The organism is Streptomyces cylindrosporus, from assembly GCF_022698165.1.
In the GTDB taxonomy this organism is placed as follows: domain Bacteria; phylum Actinomycetota; class Actinomycetes; order Streptomycetales; family Streptomycetaceae; genus Streptomyces; species Streptomyces cylindrosporus.
Map to the genome: position 1 here is coordinate 197,505 of NZ_JALDAY010000018.1, position 24,543 is coordinate 222,047.

General features: G+C 71.3%; 22 protein-coding genes and 3 pseudogenes. 15 read left to right on the forward strand and 10 right to left on the reverse strand.

The features are described from left to right. Positions 1-139: 139 nt before the first annotated feature. Both MQP27_RS45395 and MQP27_RS45400 read right to left on the reverse strand, forming a co-directional pair. The gene (locus tag MQP27_RS45395) at positions 140-625 is read right to left on the reverse strand and encodes a nucleoside deaminase (RefSeq protein WP_242776852.1); all 486 of its coding nucleotides are present in this window, start codon (positions 623-625) and stop codon (positions 140-142) included. Positions 626-671: 46 nt separating this feature from the next. Beyond that, positions 672-1,871: an MFS transporter gene (locus MQP27_RS45400; RefSeq protein ID WP_242776854.1), complete on the reverse strand. Its 1,200-nt coding sequence runs from the start codon at positions 1,869-1,871 to the stop codon at positions 672-674. A gap of 59 nt (positions 1,872-1,930) precedes the next feature. Between MQP27_RS45400 and MQP27_RS45405 the strand changes: the two genes are divergently transcribed. From MQP27_RS45405 to MQP27_RS45415, 3 genes are read left to right on the forward strand one after another with little or no spacing between them, the layout of a single operon-like run. Beyond that, positions 1,931-2,305: a MerR family transcriptional regulator gene (locus MQP27_RS45405; protein ID WP_242776856.1), complete on the forward strand. Its 375-nt coding sequence runs from the start codon at positions 1,931-1,933 to the stop codon at positions 2,303-2,305. 41 nt (positions 2,306-2,346) lie between these two features. After that, positions 2,347-3,123, forward strand: a complete 777-nt coding sequence (locus MQP27_RS45410) for a GNAT family N-acetyltransferase (protein WP_242776858.1) — start codon at positions 2,347-2,349, stop codon at positions 3,121-3,123. Between the two features lie 53 nt (positions 3,124-3,176). After that, positions 3,177-4,100 carry an NAD-dependent epimerase/dehydratase family protein gene (locus MQP27_RS45415; RefSeq protein WP_242776860.1) on the forward strand — a complete coding sequence of 308 codons (924 nt, stop codon included), beginning with the start codon at positions 3,177-3,179 and terminating at the stop codon, positions 4,098-4,100. 375 nt (positions 4,101-4,475) lie between these two features. On the opposite strand, the gene MQP27_RS45420 is transcribed toward MQP27_RS45415, so the two are convergent. After that, positions 4,476-4,739, reverse strand: coding sequence for a GlsB/YeaQ/YmgE family stress response membrane protein (locus MQP27_RS45420; protein ID WP_242776862.1), 264 nt, complete (start codon positions 4,737-4,739; stop codon positions 4,476-4,478). A gap of 285 nt (positions 4,740-5,024) precedes the next feature. On the opposite strand from MQP27_RS45420, the gene MQP27_RS45425 reads away from it, so the two are divergent. Next, entirely contained in the window at positions 5,025-6,455 is a 1,431-nt protein-coding gene (locus MQP27_RS45425) for a hydrolase (protein WP_242776864.1), read from the forward strand. On the opposite strand, the gene MQP27_RS45430 is transcribed toward MQP27_RS45425, so the two are convergent. After that, a complete protein-coding gene (locus tag MQP27_RS45430; RefSeq protein WP_242776866.1) occupies positions 6,442-9,177 on the reverse strand; it encodes a glycoside hydrolase family 2 protein in 2,736 nt (911 codons plus the stop codon). The genes MQP27_RS45425 and MQP27_RS45430 overlap by 14 nt on opposite strands. Positions 9,178-9,281: 104 nt before the next feature. Further along, entirely contained in the window at positions 9,282-10,466 is a 1,185-nt protein-coding gene (locus tag MQP27_RS45435; protein ID WP_242776916.1) for an ROK family protein, read from the reverse strand. Between the two features lie 153 nt (positions 10,467-10,619). Here MQP27_RS45435 and MQP27_RS45440 point away from each other — a divergent pair, with 153 nt between their 5' ends. The 3 genes and pseudogenes from MQP27_RS45440 to MQP27_RS45450 form a co-directional block, all read left to right on the forward strand. After that, the gene (locus MQP27_RS45440) at positions 10,620-12,074 is read left to right on the forward strand and encodes an APC family permease (RefSeq protein ID WP_242776868.1); all 1,455 of its coding nucleotides are present in this window, start codon (positions 10,620-10,622) and stop codon (positions 12,072-12,074) included. Positions 12,075-12,205: 131 nt separating this feature from the next. Beyond that, positions 12,206-12,694: pseudogene (locus MQP27_RS45445) on the forward strand (GNAT family N-acetyltransferase); the annotation flags it as partial. 198 nt (positions 12,695-12,892) lie between these two features. Beyond that, a pseudogene (locus tag MQP27_RS45450) lies at positions 12,893-13,441 on the forward strand (phosphotransferase family protein); the annotation flags it as partial. 57 nt (positions 13,442-13,498) lie between these two features. Here MQP27_RS45450 and MQP27_RS45455 read toward each other — a convergent pair. Beyond that, positions 13,499-14,173, reverse strand: coding sequence for a hypothetical protein (locus tag MQP27_RS45455; protein WP_242776870.1), 675 nt, complete (start codon positions 14,171-14,173; stop codon positions 13,499-13,501). A 180-nt stretch (positions 14,174-14,353) separates the two neighbouring features. On the opposite strand from MQP27_RS45455, the gene MQP27_RS45460 reads away from it, so the two are divergent. Next, positions 14,354-15,121: an ArsR/SmtB family transcription factor gene (locus tag MQP27_RS45460; RefSeq protein ID WP_242776920.1), complete on the forward strand. Its 768-nt coding sequence runs from the start codon at positions 14,354-14,356 to the stop codon at positions 15,119-15,121. 72 nt (positions 15,122-15,193) lie between these two features. Here the strand turns inward: MQP27_RS45460 and MQP27_RS45465 are convergent, their stop codons facing one another. Then, positions 15,194-15,634 carry an SPW repeat protein gene (locus MQP27_RS45465; protein WP_242776872.1) on the reverse strand — a complete coding sequence of 147 codons (441 nt, stop codon included), beginning with the start codon at positions 15,632-15,634 and terminating at the stop codon, positions 15,194-15,196. Between the two features lie 88 nt (positions 15,635-15,722). After that, positions 15,723-16,298, reverse strand: a complete 576-nt coding sequence (locus tag MQP27_RS45470; protein ID WP_242776874.1) for an RNA polymerase sigma factor — start codon at positions 16,296-16,298, stop codon at positions 15,723-15,725. A 69-nt stretch (positions 16,299-16,367) separates the two neighbouring features. Between MQP27_RS45470 and MQP27_RS45475 the strand changes: the two genes are divergently transcribed. After that, positions 16,368-17,306 carry a MerR family transcriptional regulator gene (locus MQP27_RS45475; RefSeq protein WP_242776876.1) on the forward strand — a complete coding sequence of 313 codons (939 nt, stop codon included), beginning with the start codon at positions 16,368-16,370 and terminating at the stop codon, positions 17,304-17,306. 6 nt (positions 17,307-17,312) lie between these two features. On the opposite strand, the gene MQP27_RS45480 is transcribed toward MQP27_RS45475, so the two are convergent. Beyond that, a complete protein-coding gene (locus tag MQP27_RS45480) occupies positions 17,313-18,686 on the reverse strand; it encodes a cryptochrome/photolyase family protein (protein WP_242776878.1) in 1,374 nt (457 codons plus the stop codon). 156 nt (positions 18,687-18,842) lie between these two features. Here MQP27_RS45480 and MQP27_RS45485 point away from each other — a divergent pair, with 156 nt between their 5' ends. Then, positions 18,843-19,007, forward strand: a complete 165-nt coding sequence (locus MQP27_RS45485) for a DUF8839 family protein (protein ID WP_242776880.1) — start codon at positions 18,843-18,845, stop codon at positions 19,005-19,007. A gap of 4 nt (positions 19,008-19,011) precedes the next feature. On the opposite strand, the gene MQP27_RS45490 is transcribed toward MQP27_RS45485, so the two are convergent. Then, entirely contained in the window at positions 19,012-19,929 is a 918-nt protein-coding gene (locus tag MQP27_RS45490; protein WP_242776882.1) for a LysR family transcriptional regulator, read from the reverse strand. Positions 19,930-20,072: 143 nt separating this feature from the next. Here MQP27_RS45490 and MQP27_RS51840 point away from each other — a divergent pair, with 143 nt between their 5' ends. From MQP27_RS51840 to MQP27_RS45510, 5 genes and pseudogenes are all read left to right on the forward strand, one after another. Next, entirely contained in the window at positions 20,073-20,150 is a 78-nt protein-coding gene (locus MQP27_RS51840; protein WP_353962852.1) for a putative leader peptide, read from the forward strand. A 129-nt stretch (positions 20,151-20,279) separates the two neighbouring features. Further along, a pseudogene (gene sfnG / locus MQP27_RS45495) lies at positions 20,280-21,400 on the forward strand (dimethylsulfone monooxygenase SfnG). 32 nt (positions 21,401-21,432) lie between these two features. Further along, entirely contained in the window at positions 21,433-22,704 is a 1,272-nt protein-coding gene (locus MQP27_RS45500; protein ID WP_242776884.1) for an acyl-CoA dehydrogenase family protein, read from the forward strand. 64 nt (positions 22,705-22,768) lie between these two features. Further along, positions 22,769-23,332 (forward strand): NADPH-dependent FMN reductase, encoded by a 564-nt coding sequence (ssuE, locus tag MQP27_RS45505; protein ID WP_242776886.1) that lies wholly within the window; start codon positions 22,769-22,771, stop codon positions 23,330-23,332. Next, positions 23,329-24,513 carry an SfnB family sulfur acquisition oxidoreductase gene (locus MQP27_RS45510; protein WP_242776888.1) on the forward strand — a complete coding sequence of 395 codons (1,185 nt, stop codon included), beginning with the start codon at positions 23,329-23,331 and terminating at the stop codon, positions 24,511-24,513. The genes ssuE and MQP27_RS45510 overlap by 4 nt, the downstream gene beginning before the upstream one ends. Positions 24,514-24,543 lie beyond the last annotated feature (30 nt).

Consider the following 24,543-nt stretch of genomic DNA (forward strand, 5'->3'; position numbering starts at 1 on the left):
GCAACAAGGACAAACGCCTCCCCCCGCTGGACCGGAGGAGACCGGGACGTCCACCGGGTCTGGTACTTCCTAGAGCCTAGGCATACGACCAAATGGGTGCATCTCGGGAGAAATGGGTGACACCTCGAATCGTCGACAGTCAGATTGACCGCAGATGGAAGCGCCGGTGCAGCGCCCGCACCTCCTCCACGAGTTCCGGCACCGGCCCCTCCACCGCCACGCCCGGCGCCACCTCGTGCACCGGCAGCGTCCGCACCGGCGGTGCCGGCACGCCGAGCTCGGTCAGCCACTGGGACAGCTGCTCCGAGGAGGCCACGTACACGATCCGTCCCAGGCCCACCCAGGCATGGGCGGCCGCGCACATCGGGCAGTGCTCGCCGGACGTGTACACCGTCGCGGCGGCCCGCTCCTCGGGCGTGAGGCGGGCGGCGGACCAGCGGGCCAGCTCGAACTCGGGATGCCGGGTGCGGTCACCGGAGGCGACCCGGTTGTGGTCCTCGGCGAGCACCGCTCCGTCCGCGCCCACGAGCACGGACCCGAACGGCTCGTCCCCCGCTTCCAGCGCCTCGGCCGCCAGCTCGACGCAGCGGCGCAGATACGGAAGTTCGGCCTCCCGCAGTGCCATGGCGTACACCGTCCTCGCTCGGGACTCGTGATCTTCGCAGCGCAGCCTACGGCTCCCGGCGCACGGCCGGAAAGGCGTGCCGTCGCGCCGCCGTCACCGTGACCAGGGCGCCCACGACGAGCGGCAGCGCGGTCCAGGGCAGTGCCCCGGCGCCCAGGCCGTCCAGCACGAGCCCGCCGGTCAGCGAACCCCCGGCGATGCCCGCGTTGTACACGGTCGTCTGCAGCGAGGTCGCCAGATCCGCGTGGGCCGGGCCGGAGGCGTCGACCAGCGCGGTCTGGATCAGCGTGGGCGCACCTCCGAAGGCCAGGCCCCACAGGGCGACCGCACCGAGCAGCACGGCGGGCGATCCGGCGTACGGACCGAGCGCGAGCATCACGGCGGCGCACAGCGCGAGCGCGGCGAGCAGCGTGGCCCGCGGATGCCGGTCGACGAGCACGCCGGTGATCCAGATCCCGGCGACCGTGGCCACCCCGAACACCAGCAGCACCACGCCGGTACGGCCGTAACCCGCGTGCGCCGTGAACGGGGCGACGTACGTGTACATCACCTGGTGGCCCAGGAGCAGGAACAGCGTGACGGACAGGATCGCCCGCACCCCCGGCAGCGCGGCCACCCGGGCGAGCGGCACGCGCGCGTGCGGCGGTTCACCGGGAAACCCTGGCACCCGCCACCGCACCCAGCCCACCAGCAGCAGCGCCAGCCCGGCCAGCACCCCGAAGGCCGGCCGCCAGCCCAGCGCCCCCGCCAGCGCGGTCCCCGCGGGCACGCCGAGCGACAGGGCCACAGTGATCCCGGCGAGCACCACGGCGATCGCCCGCCCGCGCCGCTCGGCCGGCACCATCCGGGCCGCGTAACCGGCGAGCATCGCCCACAGCAGGCCGCCCACGCAGCCCGCCAGCAGCCGCGCCGCGAAGGTGAGGGCGTACGAGGACGACACCGCGACCACCGCGTCGGCGACCGCGAATCCCAGCAGCGCCCCGATCAGCACCCGGCGCCGCGGCAGCCCGCGCAGCAGCGCGGTCAGCGGGATCGCGGCGACGAAGGAAGCGGCCGCGTACCCGCTGACCAGGAACCCGACCCGCGCCTCGGACACCCCCAGCGCCGGAGCGATCCGGGGCAGCAGCCCGGCCGGGAGGAGTTCCGTCAGTACGGCGGTGAAGGCGGCCGTGGACAGGGCCAGCAGCCCGGACCAGGGGAGGGACGCGGGCACGGCGGTGCCCTTGACCATGGATGCGGTGGACATGCGACCATGCTCGAACCTTCACATCAGTGTGAAGGCAAGAGCGCTCCCGGGAGGCGGGCATGAGGATCGGCGAACTCTCCCGCCGCACCGGCGTCCCCACCAGGCTGCTGCGCTACTACGAGGAGCAGCGGCTGCTCAGCCCGGAGCGCGCCGACAACGGCTACCGCGACTACGGCGAGGCGGCGGTCCGGGACGTCCAGCAGATCCGCGGGCTGCTCGACTCCGGGCTGACCACGGAGATGATCCGCGCGATCCTGCCGTATCTCTCCGGCCCCGACGAGATCCTGCTTCCGGCCGACCGCCTCACCGACGAGACGGCCGCCCTCCTGCAGGCCCACGTCGACCGCATCCAGTCCCGCATCGACTGCCTGGCCCGCAACCGGGACCGCCTCACGGCGTACCTGGCGGCGGTCCGGCCCGGCGGGGCGCCGTAAAGCTGTTGCCCTCCGTCGGCGCCGGATGCTGGAGTGAGCGCATGGATCATGTCGGCGTGCTCGCCCTCTTCGACCGTGACATGCGCGAAGGCGCCCAGCCGGAGGGCTCCGACGCGCGTGTCGAGCGGGTCGGTGGCGTGGTGCGGCACGTGTCGTCCGAGCGGGGCTGGAACGCCGTCCTGTGGTCGGACCTGGACGAGACGGGCGCGGACGCGGCGATCGCCGAGCAGATCGCGTACTTCTCCGGCCTCGGCCGGGAGTTCGAGTGGAAGCTGTACGGCCACGACCTCCCGGCCGACCTCGGTGAACGCCTCCGCGGCGCCGGTTTCACGGCCGAGCCCGAGGAGACGCTGATGATCGCCGAGGCCGCCGCCCTCGACCTCGACGCCGAGCCGCCCGAGGGCATCCGCCTCCGGTCCGTCACCGACGCCGCGGGCGTCGACCTCGTGGCCGACGTGCACGAGAAGGCCTTCGGCACCGACTCCTCCCGGCTGCGCCACCAACTGCTGGCCCGGCTCTCCGGTGAGCCCGACACCGTCGTCGCCGTGGTCGCCCTCGCCGGCGACGAACCGGTCAGCGCGGCCCGCATGGAACTCGTGCCCGGCACCCGTTTCGCCGGGCTGTGGGGTGGCGGCACCGTCGAGGGCTGGCGCGGCCGGGGGATCTACCGGGCCCTGGTCGCCCACCGGGCCCGCGCCGCCCAGGAGCGCGGCTACCGCTACCTCCAGGTCGACGCGTCCAGCCAGAGCCGCCCCATCCTGGAACGCCTCGGCTTCCACCCGCTGACCACGACGACCCCGTACACGTACGCCCCCTGAACAGCGTCCCGCGGCGATGTCACATCCGCGGCCGCCCGATCCGTCGCATGGTCATGACGACGAACCGGAAGAACCAGAGCATCCTCCTCGCGGGCGCCAGCGGCGTCCTCGGCGGACACATCACCCGCGCGCTCACCGAGGCCGGCCACAAGGTCACCGGACTCGGCCGCGGCAGGGCCAACGGCGTCAGCGCCGACCTCATGGACCGCGACGCGCTGCTGCGTGCCGTCGACGGACAGCACTTCGACACCGTCATCCACGCCGCGACCGCCCTGCGCAAGGCGCCCATGCGCCACAAGGACATGCACGCCACCGACGCGCTGCGCATCGACGGCACCGCCCACCTCATCGAGGCCGCACAGGCCACCGGCGCCCGCCGCTTCGTCAGCGAGTCCATGGTCTTCGGCTACGGCTACGGGGACTTCGGCGACCACGTGATCACCGAGGACGCGGACCGCTTCGGCCCGCGCGGCACCACGGCCGAACTCGAACGCCACGTCGAGGGCATGCGCGTGAAGGAGCAACTGACCCTCGGCACAAGCGGACTGGAGGGCATCGCCCTGCGCTTCGGGCTGTTCTACGGCCCCGGCGGCACCGAGGCCATCCTCCCCATGCTGCGCAAGCGCCAGTTGCCCGCCCCCGACGACCACGGCCGGGTCCTGCCCTGGATCAACCTGCTCGACGCGGCCGCCGCGGTGGTCGCCGCCGTCGAACGCGGCCGCCCCGGCCAGGCGTACAACGTCACGGACCGCACCCCGCTCGGCTTCCGCGCCCATGTCCTGTGCGTGGCAGAGGAGTTCGGGGTGCCGAAGCCGATGACCGTACCGCGCTGGCTCACCCGGCCGATGTCGTACGCGTACACGATGATGTCGACGAGCATGCGCGTGTCCTCGGCCAAGGCCGAGCGGGAGCTGGGCTGGACGCCCCGCTACGCGTCCAGCCGCGAGGGGCTCGCCGCGCTGGCGGGCCGGGGTTGAAAGGGCAACCGGGGCCGTTCGGGCCGGAGTCGAAGGCCGAACGACCCCGAGCCACGGCCCGCCGCCGCTGCCACCCTCATCAGTGGAACCGTGCCGCCCGGGAACGGCCTCCCGCAGCACCCGACTCTCCCGCTCAAGGTGCTCGGTCGAGGCGGCAGGCCCGCCGATTGCCGAGGGGAGCCGCGTCGGCGGGCCTGACTCAGGATCCTCCCGCTGCCGGACACGCTAGTGCGGCGCAGCCCCGTGCGGAACGCGGAATTCGGCTACCGCGCACAGGGCGCCGAGCAGCGGCGACCGCGCCCGGGCGAGGCACACACCGGCCTCGCCCAGGCCCGAAACGGTCGCCGGGTCGGCGTCGTCAGGACCGCCGCCGGGTCAGTGGCGCACCCTGCTGCGGTCCAGTGCCGCGATGCCGAGTGCGGCGAGACCGATCTGAATGAGCCACTCGATCCAGTCGACGCCCTTGGTGTCGGCGACGTCGAACGCGTTGGCGATGGCCGCGCCGATCAGTGCGGCCACGATGCCGACGACGATCGTCAGCAGGATCCCGATGCGCTGCCGGCCGGGCACTACCAGTCGGCCGAGCACACCGATGACGATACCGATCACGATGGCACTGATGATGCCCGTAATCTCCATCTCCGCCCCTCTTCGTCAGGACCCCCGCACTAACCGGATGCCCCCTGGAGAGGGGGACAGTCCGCTCCGTTTCAACCAAGGGTCAACGCCGGGCAATGCCGGGCCCGGTGGGCTTGGTGATGCCTGTTCAGTCATTGTTCTGCCATGTACGGTTCAACCGTTCGGTCGCACGAGTATGGTGCGACCGAATGTCTACGCGCGCAGACGTGCCGTTTGTCTACGCGCGTAGGTCTGGTTCCGCACCCGCACCGCTTCGTTCCTCAACCCCACTCGGAGGTACGCCGGATGCTCACCCGCTCCAGACCCCGTCACCGACTCACCACGGCCTTCGCCGCACTCGCCCTGCTCACCACCGGCGGTGCGCTCCAGGCCAGTGTCGGCGCCACGTCGGCCCACGCGGCCACCACCTACAACATCCTGTTCGACGACGGCCACGCCGAGGAGGCCGGCAACGCGGACTGGATCATCTCCACCAGCAAGCCCGACCCGCTCTCCGAGGACTCCTCTCCGTCCTCCGAGACGGACTGGACCGGCGCACTGTCGTCCTGGGGCGTGGCACTGCAGAAGACCGGCAACTACAGCATGAAGACCGCCACGAGCGCCCTCACCTACGGCGGCAGCTCCACCACGGACCTCTCGAAGTTCAACGCCCTCGTCCTGCCCGAGCCCAACACGCTGTTCACCACCGCCGAGAAGACGGCGATCATGAACTTCGTGAAGGCCGGCGGCGGTCTGTTCATGATCTCCGACCACACCGGCGCCGACCGCAACAACGACGGCTACGACGCGGTCGAGATCTTCAACGACCTGATGACCAACAACAGCGTCGACTCGACCGACCCGTTCGGCTTCTCCGTCGACACCCTGGACATCAGCTCCGGCTACCCCGCGGCGATCAGCGACAGCACCGATCCGGTGCTGCACGGCTCCTTCGGCACCGTCACCAAGAGCCTGATCGCCGACGGCACCACCGCCACCCTCAAGCCCGCCGACAACTCCAGCGTCAAGGGCCTGCTGTACCGCAGCGGTTACTCGGGCAACACCGGCGCCTTCTTCGCGACCTCCACCTTCGGCAGCGGGCGCGTCGCCTTCTGGGGCGACACCTCGCCCGTCGACGACGGCACCGGCCAGTCCGGCAACACGCTCTACGACGGCTGGAACGACACCGGCGCCACCAACGCTCCCCTCGCCCTGAACGCCACCGAGTGGCTGGCCGGGGCGAGCGGCAGCAGTGGCGGTGGCGGGGGTGGCGGAGGAGGCACCTGCACCGCCGCCCAGCTCCTCGGCAACCCCGGCTTCGAGTCCGGCAACACCACCTGGACCGCCAGCAGCGGCGTCATCACCAACTCCAGCAGCGAGGCCGCCCGCACCGGGTCCTACAAGGCCTGGCTCGACGGCTACGGATCGGCCCACACCGACACCCTGTCCCAGTCGGTGACCATCCCGTCCGGCTGCTCCGCGACCCTCAGCTTCTATCTGCACGTGGACACCGCGGAGACCAGCACCAGCACCGCTTACGACAAGCTGACGGTAACCGCCGGATCCACCACCCTGGCCACGTACTCGAACCTCAACGCGGCCTCCGGATACGTCCTCAAGTCCTTCGACGTCTCCTCCCTGGCCGGCACCACCGCCACCATCAAGTTCACCGGCGTCGAGGGGTCGACCCTCCAGACGTCCTTCGTCCTCGACGACACCGCGCTCAATGTGAGCTGAGCCGGCCGGACGGTTCCGGCGCACCCGCCGGGACCGTCCGCTCCGCCGTGTTCCAGCCGGAGACCCTGATGGACGGCGCGGAACCGTGCAGATCCGCCGTCCGGTAGGCGACGGTCAGCGTCACCGACTCGCCCGGCCACAGGCTCACCTCGTTGTCCGACCACCGGACCGGCAGCACCGGCCGCCCCTTCGCGTCCACGAGATGGACGTCGGTGAGCAGCGACGGCGTCTTCCCGCTCCCGGTGTTGCGCAGGGTCACGGTCGTGGTGGAGGTGCCGCCCGAGGAGGTGGTCGACGCCGTGGCCGAGACCGGCACCCGGGCCATCGAGGCCAGCCCCTTCAGATCGGCGTAGCTGGTCGTCGGCGTGTAGTACCAGTCGGTGTGGTCCCAGTCGAGGGTGTCCGGCTCGGTCGACAGCCAGTAGACGTTCCGGCTGACCTCCTTGCCGGAGTCGTCGGTCAGCGTGAGGCGCACCAGATACGTGGTCGACAGTCCGCTAACCGAGGCGGGCAGCGTGAGTGCGGTGCCGTGCGTGCCGTCGCCGTTCACCTTGAGGCCGGTGACCGTCCTGTCGTACTTCTGGGTGCCGTCGGGGTTGAACAGGGTTGCCCTGACGGTCAGTCGGGACGCCGCTGGGTGCCGGTTGTTGACGACGACCACCGAGCGGTTGTCGTAGGAGTACTGGACGTGCAGCGGCTCGTTCGCCTTCTTCGCCCCGAAGTAGGCGCCGCCCTGGTCGAGGTAACGGTCCATCAGCTGCCAGTGCAGTGAGGTCCAGCCGCTGTTGAACATCCAGTGGATGACGCCGGTCGAGGGCTTGGCGGAGTCGGTGGCGTTGCGCCCGTACGCCTCGAACTGGGCGCGGACGTTCTCGTACTGGGCGAGCTGGGCCTTGCGGACGTAGTCGGTGAGGCTCGTCGGAGCGCCGTAGCGGCCGGTCAGGGCGTTGTCGTAGAGCTTGAGGGTGCCGAAGGTCGAGGACGGGGAGCGGTGGTACTGCTTGGCGTTCGGGTCCTTCCAGAGGGTGTGGAGCTCGGCCGGGCTCATCATGCGGCGCAGGGTGTCGAGGGTGGGGATGTCCGGGCCCGCGCTGGTCTCGGAGTTGAAGCCGGTGGCGCCGCCCTCGCGCTTGGCGTACCAGTAGTTCGGCGGGATCCAGTCGTACGGGCCCGTCATCTTCATGCCCGAACTGCCGGACTGCGGCGAGGAGTTGTCGGAGGCGGCGGCTACGACGGGGGTGTTCCAGTCGGCGGCCTTCAGGGCGTCGAGGTAGTTCTTCTCGATCGTCGCGTCCGGTGCGAAGTCGCTGCCGATGAGGAAGGAGACGACGCTCGGGTGGTCGCGCAGCCGGGCGGCCTCGGCGGCCATGGAGGCCTTGGCGACGGGGTAGTCGGCGGCGGTCCACTTGTCGCCGGACTCGCCGCCGTTGACCTGGCCCTCCCACTTGTCGCAGCACTCCCAGCCGGGGAGCGTGAGGATGCCGTAGCGGTCGGCGAGGTCGAAGAACTCGTCCGGTTCCAGGTGGCCTTCGAGGCGGATGGTGTTGAGGCCCAGATCGAGGGCGTACTTCAGGCGGTCCTCGACGTAGGTCCTGTCCCAGCGCAGGAACTCGTCCGGGGACCAGCCGCCGCCCTTGATGAGCAGCTTGCGGCCGTTGATCCGGTACTGGCGGGCGCCGTCGGAGTTGAGCGGCGCCTGGACGTCACGGACGCCGAAGGTCTCGTGCGCGGTGTCCGAGGCGGTGCCGGAGACGGTGGCGGCGAGGTCCAGGCCGTAGAGGGGCTGGCCGCCCATGCCGGCGGGCCACCACACCTTCGGTGACGTGAGGTGGAGGCCGGGGGTGTCGGACGGGGTGAAGGTGACGGTCCTCGTCTCGTGCGCGGCGAGGGTGACCGGCTTCGCGAAGGCCGTCTTGCCGATGCTGCCGGAGACCGTGGCGGTGACCGGTGCGTCGGAGTCGTTGCGGGCCTGCGCCTTCACCGTCAGGTCGGCCGAGGCGAGGGAGGGCACGTCCAGTTTGGTGATCACGTGGGCGTCGCGCAGGGCGACCGGGCCGCCGCGGCGGACCACGACGTCACGGACGATGCCCATGTTCTCGTCCGGCGGGGGCTGGAGCCAGTCGATCCAGCCCATGGTGAGGTTCTTGTCCGGGTCGTTGGGCTGGATCCGGAAGGCGACGGTGTTGGTGCCGGAGCGGACCAGTGACGTGACGTCGAGTTCGTGCGCGGTGTAGGCGCCGGTGACGTCCTTGGCCGTGGCGACCTGCTTGCCGTTGACGTAGACGTCGGCCGCCGAGATCACCCCGCTGAAGTCGAGGTAGGTGCGCTCGGCGGTGTCGGCGACCGTGAAGTCCGAGCGGTACCACCAGGGGACCTGGAAGTCGGCCTTCGGGATCTTCTGCTGGTTCGTGGAGCGGAAGGGGTCGGCGTAGACGCCGTTCGCGAGCAGTGCGGCCAGCACGGTCGAGCGGGAACCGGTCGGATACCAGCCGCTTGCCGGATAGCCGGGGGCGGAGACCTCGGACGCCGGGTCGGAGACCTTGGCCGTCGACTGGACGGCGAAGCCGGTCAGGGCGGTCGCGCTGCCCGGCGCAGAGGAGACCCGGGTCGGCCGCTCGCGCGGAGCGGTCCGGTCGTCGTGGTCTCCGGCCCAGGAGCCGGCGGTCAGGGAACCCAGCAGACCGAGGACTGCCGCGGCCGTGGCGAGACGCTGTCCGTTCACGGAGACTCCAGCCCCTTCGTAAAGTTAGGAAACTTTACTAACGGCGGTCACGCTAAGGGTGCCGGTGGGACATGTCAATCACCGCGGCCCGTGCGCGAGTTGGTTCAGGACGCGGCCGACCGGCGCTCGAACACCACGTCACGGGCTGTCCCGAGCGCCGTCGCCACCGCCCCCAGCAGCACCGCGTCCTCGCCGAGCCGGCTGGGCACGACCTTCGGCCGCAGCGGCGTGAGCGCCCGGAGGTTGTCGCGCACCGGCTTCAGCAGCAGGTCCACGCTGTGGCCGACCCCGCCGCCCAGGACGACCAGATCCGGGTCGAGCACGGCGGCGGCCGCCGCGACCGTGTGCGCGATCCGCTCGCCCTCCAGCTGTACGGCCTTGACCGCGGCCTCGTTGCCCTGCCGGGCCGCGTCGAACACAGCCTTCGCGGTGAGCTGCCCGCTCATGCCGAACCGGCGCGCCGCCTCCACCACGGCCACCCCCGACACCGCGTCCTCCAGCCGCTCCGGCTTCTGCTGCCCCGGCCACGGCAGGAACCCGATCTCCCCGGCCAGGCCGTGCGCCCCGGTGAACAGCCGGCCTTCGCTGACCACGCCCATGCCCAGCCCGGTGCCGATCAGGATGTAGGCGAACAGCCGGCTGCCCGCCCCGACGCCGTACGTGTACTCGCCGAGCGCCGCCAGATTGGCGTCGTTGTGCACCTCCAGCGGAACGCCCAGCTCCTCCCGCATCCGGTCGAAGAGCCCGGCACGCCCCCAGCCCGGCAGATGCATCGCGTACCGCACCCGGCGCTGCTTCTCGTCGTACACGCCCGGCGTGCCCACCACCGCGTGCACCACCTCCCGCGGCGCCACCCCCGAACCGGCGACCACCTGCCGGGCCGTGGACACCACCAGGTCGGCCATCGCACCCGAGCTGCGCGCCCGGTTGCGCACGTCGGAGCGGGCGACGACGGCGCCGTCCAGGTCGGCAACCGCGACCCGCAGCCAGCCGCGGCCCACGTCGACGCCGAGGACGTGACCGGCCGCCGGGTCCGGTGCGTACAGGACGGCCGTGCGACCCCGCTCGGGGGCGTGCGTGCCGACCTCGTGGACCAGCCCCGCCGCCTCCAGCGCGGCGAGCGCGCTGGACACCGTCGGCTTGGACAGCCCCGTCTCGCGGGCCAGTTGGGCGCGCGAGGCGGCGCCCGCGGCCCGCAGCCGGTCGAGGAGCAGGCGCTCGTTGGTGCTGCGCAGCCGCTGACGGTTCCAGGGCCGGCCCTGCTGCTCTGCGGCGTCGGCGGCGGTCATCGCACCATTCTCACCCACGCGGGCTCCCCTCTTGACGCATCAAGTAAGGCTCCTTAACTTTATCGGCCAGTCAGCCACCGGATACCGGCCCGCACGCCGTACGTCGCCCTCTCCGCCCTCCTCGCACCACCGCACCCACCTCCAGGAGCCCCCATGTCCGGTAGCCCGCCGCCCACCGGCGGCTTCGTCCGCCGCGTCGGCCTGTTCCAGGCCACCGCCATCAACATGAGCCAGATGTGCGGCATCGGCCCGTTCGTCACGATCCCGCTGATGGTCGCCGCCTTCGGCGGTCCGCAGGCCGTGATCGGCTTCGTCGCGGGCGCGGTCCTCGCCCTCGCGGACGGCCTTGTCTGGGCCGAGCTGGGCGCGGCGATGCCCGGCTCCGGCGGCAGTTACGTCTATCTGCGCCAGGCCTTCCAGTACCGCACCGGCCGGCTGATGCCGTTCCTCTTCGTGTGGACGGCGATGCTGTTCATCCCGCTGATCATGTCGACCGGCGTGGTCGGCTTCGTCCAGTACCTGGGCTATCTGGCCCCTGACCTGACACAGACCCAGGGCGACCTGATCGGCCTGGGCATCGTCGCCCTGGTCGTCCTGCTGCTGTGGCGGGGCATCGAGAACATCGCCCGGATCACGGCCGTCATGTGGGCCGTCATGATCACCTCGGTGGTGCTGGTGATCCTGGCCTCGGCCACCGACTTCAGCGCCGACCTCGCCTTCACCTACCCGGCGCACGCCTTCGACCTCGGCTCGAACCACTTCTGGCTGGGCTTCGCCGCGGGCCTGACCATCGGCATCTACGACTACCTCGGCTACAACACCACGGCCTACATGGGCGCCGAGATCAAGGACCCCGGGCGCGTCCTGCCGCGCTCGATCATCTTCTCCATCCTCGGCATCATGACGATCTACCTGCTGCTGCAGGTCGGCACGCTGGGCGTCATCGACTGGCACCGCATGACGGACGCCAAGGACATCGCCTCCACCTCGGTCGCGTCGGCGGTCCTGGAGAAGACCTGGGGCAAGGGTGCCGCCGACACCGTCACCGTCCTCATCCTGATCACCGCCTTCGCCTCGGTCTTCACCGGCCTGCTCGGCGGCTCCCGGGTGCCCTACGACGCGGCCCGCGAGCGCGTCTTCTTCCGCCCCTACGCCAAGCTCCACCCCAGGCACCGCTTCCCGATGCTGGGCCTGGCGACCATGGGCGTGATCACGGCGATCGGCTTCCTGATCGGCCGCCACACGGACCTGGCGACCCTCATCCAGCTCCTGACGACCGTGATGGTGATCGTCCAGGCGCTGTCCCAGATCGTGGCCCTGACGGTGCTGCGGCGGCGACAGTCGACGCTGAAACGGCCGTACCGGATGTGGCTCTACCCGCTGCCGAGCATCGTCGCCTTCGTCGGCTGGTGCGTGATCTACGGCTACGCGGACAAGAACTCGCCGGGCCGCCATCCCATCGAGTGGTCGCTGGCCTGGCTGGCCCTCGGCTGTGTCGCCTACATCCTCTGGGCCCGCTTCGAAAAGGTGTGGCCGTTCGGACCGAAGGAGATCACGGAGGAGTACCTGACACCGGCCGGGGCGGACGCGGAACCCGCCGACGCGTGAACGCGGCGCCACAACTGCCGTATCTGCGCTAGAGTTTCGACATCCTTGGGCCTCCCCGGCCGGACCGCACGTCCGCCGGGGAGGCTTTTCGCGTTTCCGCAATCCGGTCGAATCTCTCGCAGGGGAGCCCGATGCCCGCCGTCTCCGTCCGCCGCGCAACCGCCGAAGACCGCCCGACCGTCGAGCGATTGTGGCTGATGTTCCGCCACGACATGTCCGGATTCATGGGCGTACTGCCCAACCCCGACGGCACGTTCCGCAGCGAGCGCGTCGACGCGGCCTTCACGGACCCCGGCTGGGCGCCGTATCTCTTCGTCCGGGAGGGACGGCCGGTGGGCTTCGCCTTCGTCCGCGGACTCGACGGTCCGACACGCGTACTGAACAGCTTCTTCGTGGTGAGCGGCGCGCGCCGGCAGGGCATCGGGCTCGACGCGGTCCACGAGGTAGTGGTCCGCCACCCGGGCCCCTGGGAGGTCGCCTTCCAGTACGCCAACGAGCCGGCGGTCCGCTTCTGGCGCCGGGTCGCCGCCGAACTCGCCCCCGGCGCCTGGTCGGAAGAGCCCCGACCGGTACCGGACCGGCCCGACCTGCCGCCGGACGTGTGGATCTCCTTCCACGTCGGCTCCGTCCCGGGGGAGCAGGTCCTGTACGGCGGTGCCATGAGCGATGTCGTGCGGGTGCGCGGGACCGTGCGGCGGGTGCCGCCGCGGCGGGCGGCGTTCGTTCGCGAACTGCTCGGGCTGTTCGAGCGGAGCGGGTGGAAGGGGGCGCCGTGCCACCTCGGGACCGACGAACAGGGCCGGGACGTCCTCGACTTCATCGAGGGACAGGCCGCGGCGACGGCCGGGGAACGGGCCGCCGCGTGCACCGACGAGAGTCTCGTCCGGGTCGCCCAACTGGTCCGTGAGTTCCACGACCTGACCCACGGCACACCCCTGGCCGGCGGTCAGGACGTTGTGTGCCACAACGACCTCGCGCCGAAGAACACCGTGTACACGGTGGCGGGTGGTGCCTGGCTGCCGCAGGCCTTCATCGACTGGGACCTCGCCGCCCCGGGGGAACGCATCCACGACGTCGCCCATGTGTGCTGGCAGTACCTGGACCTGGGGCCGGGACTGACGGACATCCCGGAGGCGGCCCGCCGGATCCGGCTCGTCTGCGACGCCTACGGCCTCGGGGAACGGGGAGCACTCATCGACACGATCCTGTGGTGGCAGGACCGTTGCCGGCGCGGCATCCAGGCCGGCGCGCAGCGAGGCGAGCCCGCGATGGTCGGGCTGCGTGAGCGTGGGGTCGTCGAGGAAGTGTCGGCCGCCTGGGAGTTCGTCGGCCGCAACCGGCGCGAACTGGGCGCGTTCCTGGGCTGAGCCGGGAGGGTCGGACCGGTGCGCGCCGCAGAGCGTCTGCGGCGCGCACGGCAGGCGTCATCCGACGGGGGCGACGGCCGGCGTGTCGGGCGTGACGGGGTCGATCGGCTCCGGCTGGTCGGTGTCGTCGGGCTGCGGGGTCGGGTCCGGGGACGGGACGTCCTCGGTCCAGGAGGTGATCCGGCCGTCCGGCCGCAGGGCGATGTGCAGGCCGTTGTTCTCGCCGTACGCCGCGCGGCCGTCGGCGACGAGGGTGCCGATCTTCACGCCGTTCGCGTAGATGTCGGCCTCGTGGTGGTTCGCCGTCAGCTTGTAGATCTTCGCCGTCGACGTGCCGTCCGCCAGCGTCGCCGAGGCGATCAGGACCCGCTTGACGACCGGCTTCGGCCTGGGCTTCGCCCGCTCCACCCAGGACGTGACCTTGCCGTTCGGGTGCAGGGCGACATGCAGGCCGTTGAGGTTCGCGTACGCCGTCCTGCCCTTGGTGCTCAAGGTGCCGTACTTGACGCCCTTGGCCCGGATCTCCGCCTGGTAGCGGTGCTTGCCGGTCGTGAAGACCTTCGCCCTGGAGACCTTGTCCGCGAGCTTCACCGTCCTGACGTGCACGCGCTTGGTCTGGTGCTGCGCCACCGCGACGGCCGGCTCGGCGAACGCGGCGGTGGCCGAGAGACCCACCGCGGCGGTGAGTCCGGCGGCGACGAGGGCGGTACGGAGGGCGTGGGGAGCACGCATCGGGGAGCTGTCCTTCGGTCGGTGGTTCGTTTCGACCCGTTCGAAGGTACGGACCGTTCATGTAGGGGGCCCATATGTCGTGTAACAGGCATGTAGCGCATATGGTCCAAATCGCACACCCTTGACATGCAAGTAATTGCCTGCATAACGTTGAGTGTGCGATCAGAGAGCGACTCCGGGATGGACAAGGTCTTCAAGGCGCTGGCCGACGAGACGCGACGGCGGCTGCTGGACCGGCTGCACGAGCACAACGGCCAGACGCTGGGTGAACTGTGCGAGCACATCGACATGACACGTCAGTCGGTGACCCAGCACCTGGCCGTCCTGGAGGCCGCCAACCTGGTCGGCACGGTGCGGCGGGGGCGGGAGAAGCTGCACTACCTCAATCCGGTCCCGCTCCACGAGATCCAGGAGCGGTGGATCGACAAGTTCGAGCGCCCGCGCCTGAGCGCGCTGAGCGCCCTGAAACGACGAGCCGAGGAAGCCATGACCGACAAGCCCACGTTCGTGTACGTCACCTACATCCGCAGCACACCCGAGAAGGTCTGGGAGGCGCTCACCGACGCCGAGCTGACCGGCGCCTACTGGGGCCATCGCAACGTCTCGGACTGGAAGCAGGGCTCACGCTGGGAACACGTCCGCACGGACGGCTCCGGCATCGCCGACGTGGTCGGCGGCGTCGTGGAGAGCGAGCCCCCGACCCGGCTGGTCACCACCTGGGTCGACCCGCAGAACGAGGGCCAGGAGGACAAGTACTCCCGGGTCACCTTCGACATCACGCCGCACGAGGACATCGTCCGGCTCACCGTCACCCACGAGGACCTCTGGGACGAGGGCGCCCTGTCCGACGTCTCGAGCGGCTGGCCCGCGGTGCTGTCCAACCTCAAGTCGCTCCTGGAGACCGGCAGCCCGCTGCCGCAGGAGCCCTGGCTGGTCCCGGGCCACTGAGCGGTGCGGCGCCGGCCGGTCCGCGGAGGGCGCGGACCGGCCGGCGTGTCGTCCTTTCGCGAGGGCGGTTCCCTACGGCTTCGGAGCGCTCCGCGCCGCCGTGCCCGCGCACATCAGCCCCAGGATCACGGCCAGGGCGCCGATGATGACGTTGTTCAGTACGACGCCCGTGTCCGGGCTGTCGCCGACGACCCAGGGAGCGATGATCATCCAGACGCCCACCGCGCAGAAGGCCCAGCTCAGGCCGTACATGCGCTCCGGGGCGCGGGTGAATCCGAGGGCCAGCAGACCGATCGCGATGCCGACGATCAGGTTGTGCGTCACGAGGGCCGGCTGGCTCGTCGTGTAGTGGAGTATCCACGGGGACACGGCGCAGTACAGACCGAGCAGGAACACCGGTCCGTCAACGAGCGCCACATCACGACCACCGAGCATGCGGGCGTACCGGGCCCGCATTTCGGAAACATCGGGGTGGCTGGTTATGTCACCTCTGGTGGGCGAGACGTTCGCCATGACTCGTCTCCTTAGACTCACAGCCTGACCGTGGCTGGTGCGGTACGCGGCAAGAGCCGCTTATCTGCATTCTGCGCTTATTTTTTCTTTATGTGTAGAGATCGTGTGATTCCAGCCGGTCGCGCAGCCGGTGCAGGCCGCGGCGCGCATGGCTCTTGACGGTGCCGAGCGGCCAGCCGGTGCGTTCCGCGATCTGGGTCTGGGTCAGGTCCTCGTAGAACGCCAGGCGCAGGACCCGCTGTTGGGGCGCGGGCAGCCCGGCCAGTTCCTGCCGGAGGAGGACGCGTTCGAGGGCCGCTTCGGGGCGGTCCGGTTCGGGATCGGTGAGGAGGAGGGCGGCTCCGGCGGCGCCCAGCAGCTCGCGGCGGCGGGTGCGTGCGGACAGGGTGTCGGCGACCTTGCGCCGGGTGATGCCCACGAGCCACCCCGCGAACGAACCCCGATCTGCCTGGTATCCCGCACGCCCGCGCCACACCCCGAGGAACACCTGCTGCGTGACGTCCTCGGCGTCCTGAGTGTCGCCCAGGGAGCGCCGGGCGACCGTGTGGACCAGCCCCGACCAGCGGCGATAGGCGAGGGCGAGGCACTCCTCGTCGCCCGCCACCACTCCCCGGGCCAGTTCCTCGTCGCCGAGGGATTCCTCGACCGGGTGCAGCGGGCTCATGACGGTCATGGTTCGCGTCGGGCACCCGAGACGCCAACTTGCATCGATTCTGCGTCGTACAGTCGACGTATGACCAGGCAGCCGCCCGGCGCGGCCCTCACGACCGGCGCGCTGGCCCGCCGGCTCGGCGTGTCGCCCACCACCCTCCGCTCCTGGGACCGCAGATACGGCCTCGGCCCCGCCGTCCGCACCGACGGACGGCACCGCCGCTGGACGCCCGAGGACGTGGCCGTACTGGAGCGGATGTGCCGGCTGACCTCGACCGGAGTGCCGCCCGCCGAGGCGGCCCGGGCCGCGCGAGCCGGAACCGGTGCGCGGGTCTCCCGCCCGCCGTCCCGGGCGGCCGGACCGCTGCCCCTCGGCGATGTGCGCCAGGAGTGCCGCGGCCTCGCCCGTGCCGCCGTACGCCTCGACGCTCCCGCCGTGGAGGCGCGGCTGTCCGAGGCCGTCGAGCGGTACGGGGTGGCCGTCGCCTGGCAGGAGGTGATGGTGCCGGCGCTGCACGCGGTGGGCCGCAAGTGGGCCTCGTCCGGGGACCGTTACGTGGAGGTCGAGCACCTCCTGTCCTGGCACGTCTCCACCGTCCTGCGCCGCCGCAGCCGGCCGCCCCTGCCCATGGACGCCACCGCCCGGGGCCCGGTGCTGCTGGCCTGCGTACCCGATGAGCAGCACACGCTGGCCCTGGAGGCGGTCAACGCCGAACTGGGCCAACTCCGTGTCCCTGCACGCATGTTCGGCGCCGCAGTCCCCGCCGAGGCGCTCACCGCGGCGGTACGGCGCCTGGGCCCGGCGGCCGTCGTGCTGTGGTCGCAGGCCCGCTCCACGGCGAGCCCGGCCCTGGCCCGGCACATCGCGGCCACCGAGTGGGGCCCGAAAGGCGCCCGCGGACGCCCGCTGGTCCTGCTGGGCGGACCCGGCTGGGCCGGCCGTTCCCTGCCCGGCGTGTCGCGGCCGACGGGGCTGCGGGAGGCGCTCGACACGCTGGCCGGCCTGCACGAACGGAGCTGACCGACCTCAGTCGAGCCCGCGCGCTCGCCGGAACCGGGCGAGACCCTCGGCCAGGTCGACGATCGGATCGGGGTAGTCGACGGCGGCCCGGTCCAGGCCCCGCAGCCTCCACGGCTCGTGCACGAACGGCCCCTCCAGTCCCGCGAGTTCGGGGACCCAGCGGCGGACGTACACGCCGTCCGGGTCGTAGCGCTTCGCCTGGGCGACCGGGTTGAGCACGCGGTTGGGGCGGGTGTCGGTGCCGGTTCCGGCCGTCCACTGCCAGTTGAGCTGGTTGTTGGCGAGGTCGCCGTCGACCAGCAGGTCGAGGAAGTGCCGGGCGCCGACCCGCCAGTCCACGTACAGCGTCTTGGTGAGGAAGCTCGCGGTCAGCATGCGCGCGCGGTTGTGCATCCAGCCCTCGTGCCGCAGCTGCCGCATCGCCGCGTCGACCAGGGGGTAGCCGGTTTGGCCCGCCCGCCAGGCCTCGACGTCCTCGCGGGCCTCGGCCTCCGAGCGCCAACTGTCGTGCCGTGTGCGGTAGTCGGCGCCGCCCGCCGCCGGACGCGCGGCGAGCACCTGGCGGTGGAAGTCACGCCAGGCGAGCTGCCGTACGAACGCCTCCGCGCCCGGACCGCCCGCCTTGCGCGCCCGATGCACCAGCTCGACGGGGGACAGGGTCCCGAAGTGCAGGTGCGGCGAGAGCCGGGAGGTCGCGTCGCCCGCCAGGTCGTCGTGTCCGGTGTCGTACGAGGTGATGCCGTCCCTCAGCCAGGACGCGAGCCGCGCCCTGCCCTCCCGCTCGCCGCCGCGCGCCAGCCCCTCCGACAGCCCGGACAGGCCCTCGCGGCCGGGAAGCTCCTCGGAGCCGATGCCGTCGGGCACGCGCACCGTGCGGGGTGCGGCGAGGACTTTGCGCAGGGGGTGGTCCGACCAGCGGCGGAAGTACGGAGTGAAGACGGCGAAGTGGTCCGAGGCCGCCGGCGTGAGCGCGCCGGGCGGGGCAGCGGTCGTCACCGTGTCGTGGACGTGCAGCCGGCGCCCGTCCGCCTCCAGGGCCCGGCGCAGCCGGTCCTCGCGCGCACGGGCGTAGGCGCTGACGTCCGCCGCCAGGTGGACCTCGTCCGCGTCGGCCGCGCCCGCCACCCGGCACACCTGCTCGACCACCTCACCGGAGCGAAAGACCAGCCGGCCGCCCCGGTCGTGCAGGCCCGCGTCCAGGTCCCGCAGACAGTCGGCGAGGAACGCCAGCCGGTTGGGGCAGGCGAAGCCGGTGTCCAGCACGGCCCGGTCCCGTACGAACAGCGGCACCACCTGACGTGCGCCGTCGAGGGCGGCCCGAAGCGGTGGATGGTCGTGCAGGCGCAGGTCGGACGTGAACAGGACGACCGAGACGTTCATGGTGCTACTCCCGGGAGCGGAAACAGGGGGTTCTCCGGTGCTTCCGGTCCCGGCGGGGCGGCGGATGCGGCTCTCCCGGACATGTTTCGGCCGGTTGGGGGCAGGCGAACCCTGATGAGACCCTGACCGGAACTGGGCTGTGGAGGTGCTGCCGCTATGGGCGCGAAGGTGTTGGAGCGGTTTCCTGCGGGAGCTCCGCGCGGATCGTGGCCGGCGGAGGAGTACGCGGCGCGCTGCCGCGCGGAGGGACGAAAGGCGACCGTGGTGATGGACCTCAAGTCGGACGCCTTCCTCGTGGTCGTCCCGGCCGACGAGGACTGAACCGTCAGCCGGGCGTGGACCCCAGTTCCCGCCCCCGGCGCACGAACACCTCGTACAGGTCCTGCGCCGCCCGGGGCACGGACTCGGCCCGGCGGCGCTGGAGCATCAGCAGCACCTCGGTGGTGTCGTCGGAGATCGGCCGGTAGGTGATCGCGCCGCTTCGCTCCAGCGGATCGCCGATGACGCTGAATTCGGGCAGGAGCGTCGCCCCCAGTCCCTCGGCGACCATCAGCTTGCCCATCTCGGCGCCGTCGGTGGAGAACGAGAAATCGGGGGTGCGGCCGCGCAGCAGCCGGTGCGCGTAGCGGTGCATGACGTAGCCGGAGCGCATCGCGATCACCGGCTCCGGGCCGTTCAGCACGTCGTCGACCGTCACGGCCGGCAGCGCGGCGAGCGGACTGTCCGGGCGCAGGCACAACACCGGTCGGCCGCGCAGGAGTTCGGTGCTCTCGAAGTCGGCGGGCAGGTCGTCGCCGTCGAGATGGTTGACCAGACCCAGGTCGAACCCGCCCTCCAGCAGCGCCCGGTGGATGTCCGACTGCTGCGCGCCCACCACCTCGACCTGCGTCATCGGATGGGCCGCGCGGAAGGCCTGCACCGACGGGATGAGCAGCGGCACCGTCGCCGCGTTCACCGTGCCGACCCGCACCATGCGGCTGATCCGGTGCTGCTCCCCGGCCGCGCCGCGCAGCCGGTCCACCGCGTCCAGCACGTCGATGATGTGCGGCAGCAGCTCCCGGCCCTCGGCACTCATCCGCGCCCCGGACCGCTTGCGCTCCAGCAGGTCCACACCCAGCTCGCGCTCCAGATTGCGCACGGTCTCGCTCAGCGCGGGCTGCGAAAGGCGCAGTTCCTCGGCTGCCCGGCGCAGCGAACCGAGCCGGGTGACGGCCGCGATGTATTCCAGCTGCTCTATTCGCACCCTCGGACAATGCGGCGTTCCACGGGTCCGGTTCAAGGGTTTCCCTGTCACATGTTCGTGAAATTCAATGGTCCGGGATACGAGACCGGTCGGGTTTACCTTGACGGCTCTCGCCGCCGGCTGCCACGATCGACGGCATGAAGATGCGACTGGACCTCACGCGGCGACGCCATGTCGACCTCGCGCGCGTCTCCAGCGCCTCCTGTTGCCCCGCGGCCTGATCAACCCTCCGAGATCCGCCGCGCGTTCCTTGTTTCCGCACCGAATTCACCGTGCCCGCGCCTTTGTCCGCGCTCGCGCCCATTCCTGAATTCGGCGTGCCGCAAAACATTCCGCAACAGGAGTTCCGCATGCCCGCAGCGCCCGTGAAATTCGCCTACTGGGTCCCCAACGTCAGCGGGGGACTCGTCACCAGCAAGATCGAGCAGCGCACCGACTGGGGATACGAGTACAACCGCGAACTCGCCGTCCTCGCCGAGGACAACGGCTTCGACTACGCCCTCAGCCAGGTCCGCTACATGGCCAGCTACGGCGCCGAGTACCAGCACGAGTCGACCAGCTTCAGTCTCGCCCTGCTGCTCGCCACCCAGCGCCTGAAGGTCATCGCCGCCGTCCACCCCGGACTGTGGCACCCCGGCGTCCTCGCCAAGCTCGGCGCCACCGCCGACCACCTCTCGGGCGGCCGCTTCGCGGTGAACGTCGTATCGGGCTGGTTCAAGGCGAGTTCACCGCCCTGGGCGAGCCGTGGCTGGAGCACGACGAACGCTACCGCCGCTCCGAGGAGTTCATCCGCGCCCTGCGCCAGATCTGGACCGAGGACCACACCGAACTCGCCGGTGACTTCTACCGGTTGCGCGACTTCTCCCTCAAGCCCAAGCCCCTCAACACCCCCGAACGCCCCCACCCCGAGATCTTCCAGGGCGGCAACTCCACCGCCGCCCGCGCCATGGCCGGCCGGGTCTCTGACTGGTACTTCTCCAACGGCAAGGACTTCGACGGAGTCACCGAGCAGATCAACGACGTCCGCAAGTCCGCGGCCGAAGCCGGCCGCACCGCACCGAAGTTCGGCCTCAACGGCTTCCTCATCGCCCGTGACACCGAGGCCGAGGCCCGCGACACCCTCCGTGAGATCGTCGCGAAGGCCGACACCGAGGCCGTCGAGGGCTTCGGCGCGGCGGTGAAGCAGGCCGGGCAGTCCACCGCCGACAAGAAGGGCATGTGGCAGGACTCGTCCTTCGAGGACCTGGTCCAGTACAACGACGGCTTCCGTACGGGGCTCATCGGCACCCCGGAACAGATCGCCGAACGCATCGTCGCCTACAAGCGGCTGGGCGTGGACCTCCTGCTGCTCGGCTTCCTGCACTACCACGAGGAGGTCGAGTACTTCGGCAGGCGTGTGCTGCCGCTCGTGCGCGAACTGGAGGCCGGGCTCCCCGACACGGAGCCCGAGTCCGTCCCCGTTCACGCCTGATCGTCCCCCCACCGCGAGAGAGGTCAACGAGCATGAGCACCGTCACGCCCACCGACTGGACCACCCGCCCGGCCCCTCGGACCGCCGACGGCTGGATCGCCCGCGCCGCCGAGGTCGCCGCCGTCCTCGCCACCGACGCCGCCGAACGCGACCGGGCCGGCGCCACCCCGTACGCCGAGGTGCAACTCCTCAAGGACGCCGGCCTGGTCACGCTGCTCGGACCCACCGAGCACGGCGGCGCCGGGCAGGACTGGCCCACCGCCTACCGCGTCGTCCGCGAGGTCGCCAAGGCCGACGGCTCCATCGGGCAGCTCCTCGGCTACCACTACCTGTGGTTCTGGGCGGCCCGCCTGGTCGGCACCCGCGAACAGTGGGAGCAGGTGGAGGCCGAGGCGAGCCGGGGCCGCTGGTTCTTCGGCGGGGCCGTCAACCCGCGCGACAAGGACGTCGTGGTCACCGAGGACGGGGACGACCTCGTCTTCACCGGCCGCAAGTCCTTCTCCACCGGCAGCAAGGTCTCCGACGTCACCGTCCTCGAAGGCGTCCTGGAGGGCACCGACGACCACGTCTTCGCCATCGTCCCCTCCGACAGCGCCGGCCTGACCTTCCACGACGACTGGGACAACATCGGCCAGCGCCTCACCGAGAGCGGCGGCGTCACCCTCGACGGCGTCCGCACCCCGTGGGCCTCGGCCGCCGGCTACGTCGACAAGGTCTTCCGGCCGCGCGTCTACAACACCCTCAACGTCCCCACCATCCAACTGGTCTTCGTCAACTTCTACCTGGGCATCGCCGGCGGCGCCCTGGAGACGGCGGCCACCTACACCCGCACCAAGTCGCGGTCCTGGCTGCACGGAGGCTCCGAGCGGGCGGTCGACGAGCCGTACGTCATCGACACCTACGGCGACCTCACCGCCAAGCTCTGGGCGGCCGAAGCCCTCGCCGACGCCGTCGCCGCCGAGGGACAGAAGCTGCACGACGACCCGGACGCGGTCACGCCCGAGGCGCGCGGCGCCTTCGAGGTGCGGGTCGCGGCGATCAAGTCCCGGGCGACGGACGTGGCGCCGGAGATCGGCAACCGCATCTTCGAGGTCACCGGCGCCCGCGCCACCGCCACCTCTGAGGGCCTCGACCGGTTCTGGCGCAACGTACGCACCCGCCCACCCGTCACCCGGCCACCACCCCTCAACGAGGCGCTTTGCGCCGCCCCTTCTGGATTGCACGACCCCGTCGCCTACAAGCGCCGCGAGGTCGGCCGCTGGGTCCTGGAGGGCGAACTGCCCGAACCCACCTGGTACTCCTGACCGCTTCCCCCGGGGGCGCCCCCTCCTGAGCAGGGGGCGCCCCTCCTCCCCGAAAGAGGACCGCATGGCCACCGTCCTGTCCGTCTCCGGCAGCCCCTCCGCCTCCTCCCGCACCAACCGCCTGCTGCGCCACCTGGACACCCGGCTGGCCGCCCAGGGCCACCAGGTGATCCCGCTCGACATCCGCACGATCCCCGCCGAAGCCCTGCTCGGCGCGGACTTCAAGCACCCCGCCATCGTCGAGGCCACCGAACTATTCGCGCGGGCCGACGGAGTCGTCGTCGGCACCCCCGTCTACAAGGCCTCGTACTCCGGAGTCCTCAAGGCACTCCTCGACCTGCTGCCGCAGTACGCGCTGGCCGGCAAGACGGTGCTGCCGCTGGCCACCGGCGGCACCACCGCCCACGTCCTCGCCATCGACTACGCCCTGCGCCCGGTCCTGTCCTCGATGGGCGCGGCGCACATCGTGCAGGGCTGGTTCACCCTCGACAAGGACATCACCGTGCAGGAGGACGGCGCGCTGACGGTCGCACCGGCCGCGAGCGAGGCGCTGGCCCAGGTGGTGGACCAGTTCTCGACGGCGCTGGGCCGCACCCCGCTGCCGGCCGCGGCGAGCCGAGCGGCATGACCGCCCACGTCATCGCCGACGACGCGGAGGCCCTCGCGGTCGCGGCAGCCCTGGCCGAGGAGTTCCGCGCCGGCGCCTCCGCCCGCGACGTCGAACGCAGGCTTCCGCGCGCGGAGTTGGACCGCCTCTCCGCCTCGGGACTCCTCGCCGTCACCGTCCCCGCCGAGCACGGCGGCGCGGACGTGGGCGCGACAACCCTCGCGGAGGTCTTCCGGCTGCTCGCCTCGGCCGACGCCAGCCTCGCCCAGATCCCGCAGAGCCACTTCGCGTACGTCAATGTGATCCGCCGTCAGGGCACTGAGGAGCAGCGGAAGTTCTTCTTCGCCGAACTGCTCGCCGGCCGCCGTTTCGGCAACGCCCAGTCCGAGGCGGGCACCAAGCACGTCCAGGACATCCGCACCCGCCTGGAACCACAACCCAACGGCTCCTACGTCCTCACCGGCGTCAAGCACTACTCCACCGGCGCCCTCTTCGCCGACTGGATCCCCGTCCTCGCCCGCGCCGAGGAGGACCGGCTCCATGTCGCCTACGTGCCCCGGGACGCCCCCGGCCTCACGGTGGTCGACGACTGGGACGGCCTCGGCCAGCGTACGACGGCCAGCGGCACCGTCCGCCTCGACGGCGTCGAGGTCCCGGCCGACCGGGTCCTGCCCCACCACCTCACCTTCGAGGGTCCCCAACTCCACGGCGCCGTGGCCCAGTTGCTGCACGCGGCCATCGACGCCGGGATCGCCTCGGGCGCACTCGCCGAAGCGGCGGAGTTCGTCCGGACGAAGAGCCGCCCCTGGTTCGAGAGCGGCGTCGACACGGCCGCCGAGGACCCGCTGCTGATCCAGCGCTTCGGTGAACTCGCCCTCCAGGTGAGGGCTTCGGAGGCCCTGCTGCGGGAGGCGGCCCGAGCGGTGGACTCGGCACAGGCCGACCTCACCGACGACTCGGCCGCCGAGGCCTCCATCGCCGTGGCCACCGCCAAGGTGCAGGCCGCCCGGGCCGCCGTCGAGGTGGCGAGCGCCCTCTTCGAGGTCTCCGGCACCCGCTCGGCCCTCAACTCCCTCAACCTGCACCGCCATTGGCGCGACGCCCGCACCCACACCCTGCACGACCCGACGCGCTGGAAGGTCCAGCACATCGGCCGGTACGCGCTGAACGGCACCCGCCCACCCCGCCACGGCCTCCTCTAGCTCCACCCGCGACACCTCTGATCGGAGACC

Bases quoted from the DNA above. Each gene is read 5' to 3' on its own strand.
- MQP27_RS45395 (WP_242776852.1), bottom strand. From the start codon at position 625: ATGGCACTGCGGGAGGCCGAACTTCCGTATCTGCGCCGCTGCGTCGAG.
- MQP27_RS45400 (WP_242776854.1), bottom strand. From the start codon at position 1,871: ATGTCCACCGCATCCATGGTCAAGGGCACCGCCGTGCCCGCGTCCCTC.
- MQP27_RS45405 (WP_242776856.1), top strand. From the start codon at position 1,931: ATGAGGATCGGCGAACTCTCCCGCCGCACCGGCGTCCCCACCAGGCTG.
- MQP27_RS45410 (WP_242776858.1), top strand. From the start codon at position 2,347: ATGGATCATGTCGGCGTGCTCGCCCTCTTCGACCGTGACATGCGCGAA.
- MQP27_RS45415 (WP_242776860.1), top strand. From the start codon at position 3,177: ATGACGACGAACCGGAAGAACCAGAGCATCCTCCTCGCGGGCGCCAGC.
- MQP27_RS45420 (WP_242776862.1), bottom strand. From the start codon at position 4,739: ATGGAGATTACGGGCATCATCAGTGCCATCGTGATCGGTATCGTCATC.
- MQP27_RS45425 (WP_242776864.1), top strand. From the start codon at position 5,025: ATGCTCACCCGCTCCAGACCCCGTCACCGACTCACCACGGCCTTCGCC.
- MQP27_RS45435 (WP_242776916.1), bottom strand. From the start codon at position 10,466: ATGACCGCCGCCGACGCCGCAGAGCAGCAGGGCCGGCCCTGGAACCGT.
- MQP27_RS45440 (WP_242776868.1), top strand. From the start codon at position 10,620: ATGTCCGGTAGCCCGCCGCCCACCGGCGGCTTCGTCCGCCGCGTCGGC.
- MQP27_RS45455 (WP_242776870.1), bottom strand. From the start codon at position 14,173: ATGCGTGCTCCCCACGCCCTCCGTACCGCCCTCGTCGCCGCCGGACTC.
- MQP27_RS45460 (WP_242776920.1), top strand. From the start codon at position 14,354: ATGGACAAGGTCTTCAAGGCGCTGGCCGACGAGACGCGACGGCGGCTG.
- MQP27_RS45465 (WP_242776872.1), bottom strand. From the start codon at position 15,634: ATGGCGAACGTCTCGCCCACCAGAGGTGACATAACCAGCCACCCCGAT.
- MQP27_RS45470 (WP_242776874.1), bottom strand. From the start codon at position 16,298: ATGAGCCCGCTGCACCCGGTCGAGGAATCCCTCGGCGACGAGGAACTG.
- MQP27_RS45475 (WP_242776876.1), top strand. From the start codon at position 16,368: ATGACCAGGCAGCCGCCCGGCGCGGCCCTCACGACCGGCGCGCTGGCC.
- MQP27_RS45480 (WP_242776878.1), bottom strand. From the start codon at position 18,686: ATGAACGTCTCGGTCGTCCTGTTCACGTCCGACCTGCGCCTGCACGAC.
- MQP27_RS45485 (WP_242776880.1), top strand. From the start codon at position 18,843: ATGGGCGCGAAGGTGTTGGAGCGGTTTCCTGCGGGAGCTCCGCGCGGA.
- MQP27_RS51840 (WP_353962852.1), top strand. From the start codon at position 20,073: ATGCGACTGGACCTCACGCGGCGACGCCATGTCGACCTCGCGCGCGTC.
- MQP27_RS45500 (WP_242776884.1), top strand. From the start codon at position 21,433: ATGAGCACCGTCACGCCCACCGACTGGACCACCCGCCCGGCCCCTCGG.
- ssuE (WP_242776886.1), top strand. From the start codon at position 22,769: ATGGCCACCGTCCTGTCCGTCTCCGGCAGCCCCTCCGCCTCCTCCCGC.
- MQP27_RS45510 (WP_242776888.1), top strand. From the start codon at position 23,329: ATGACCGCCCACGTCATCGCCGACGACGCGGAGGCCCTCGCGGTCGCG.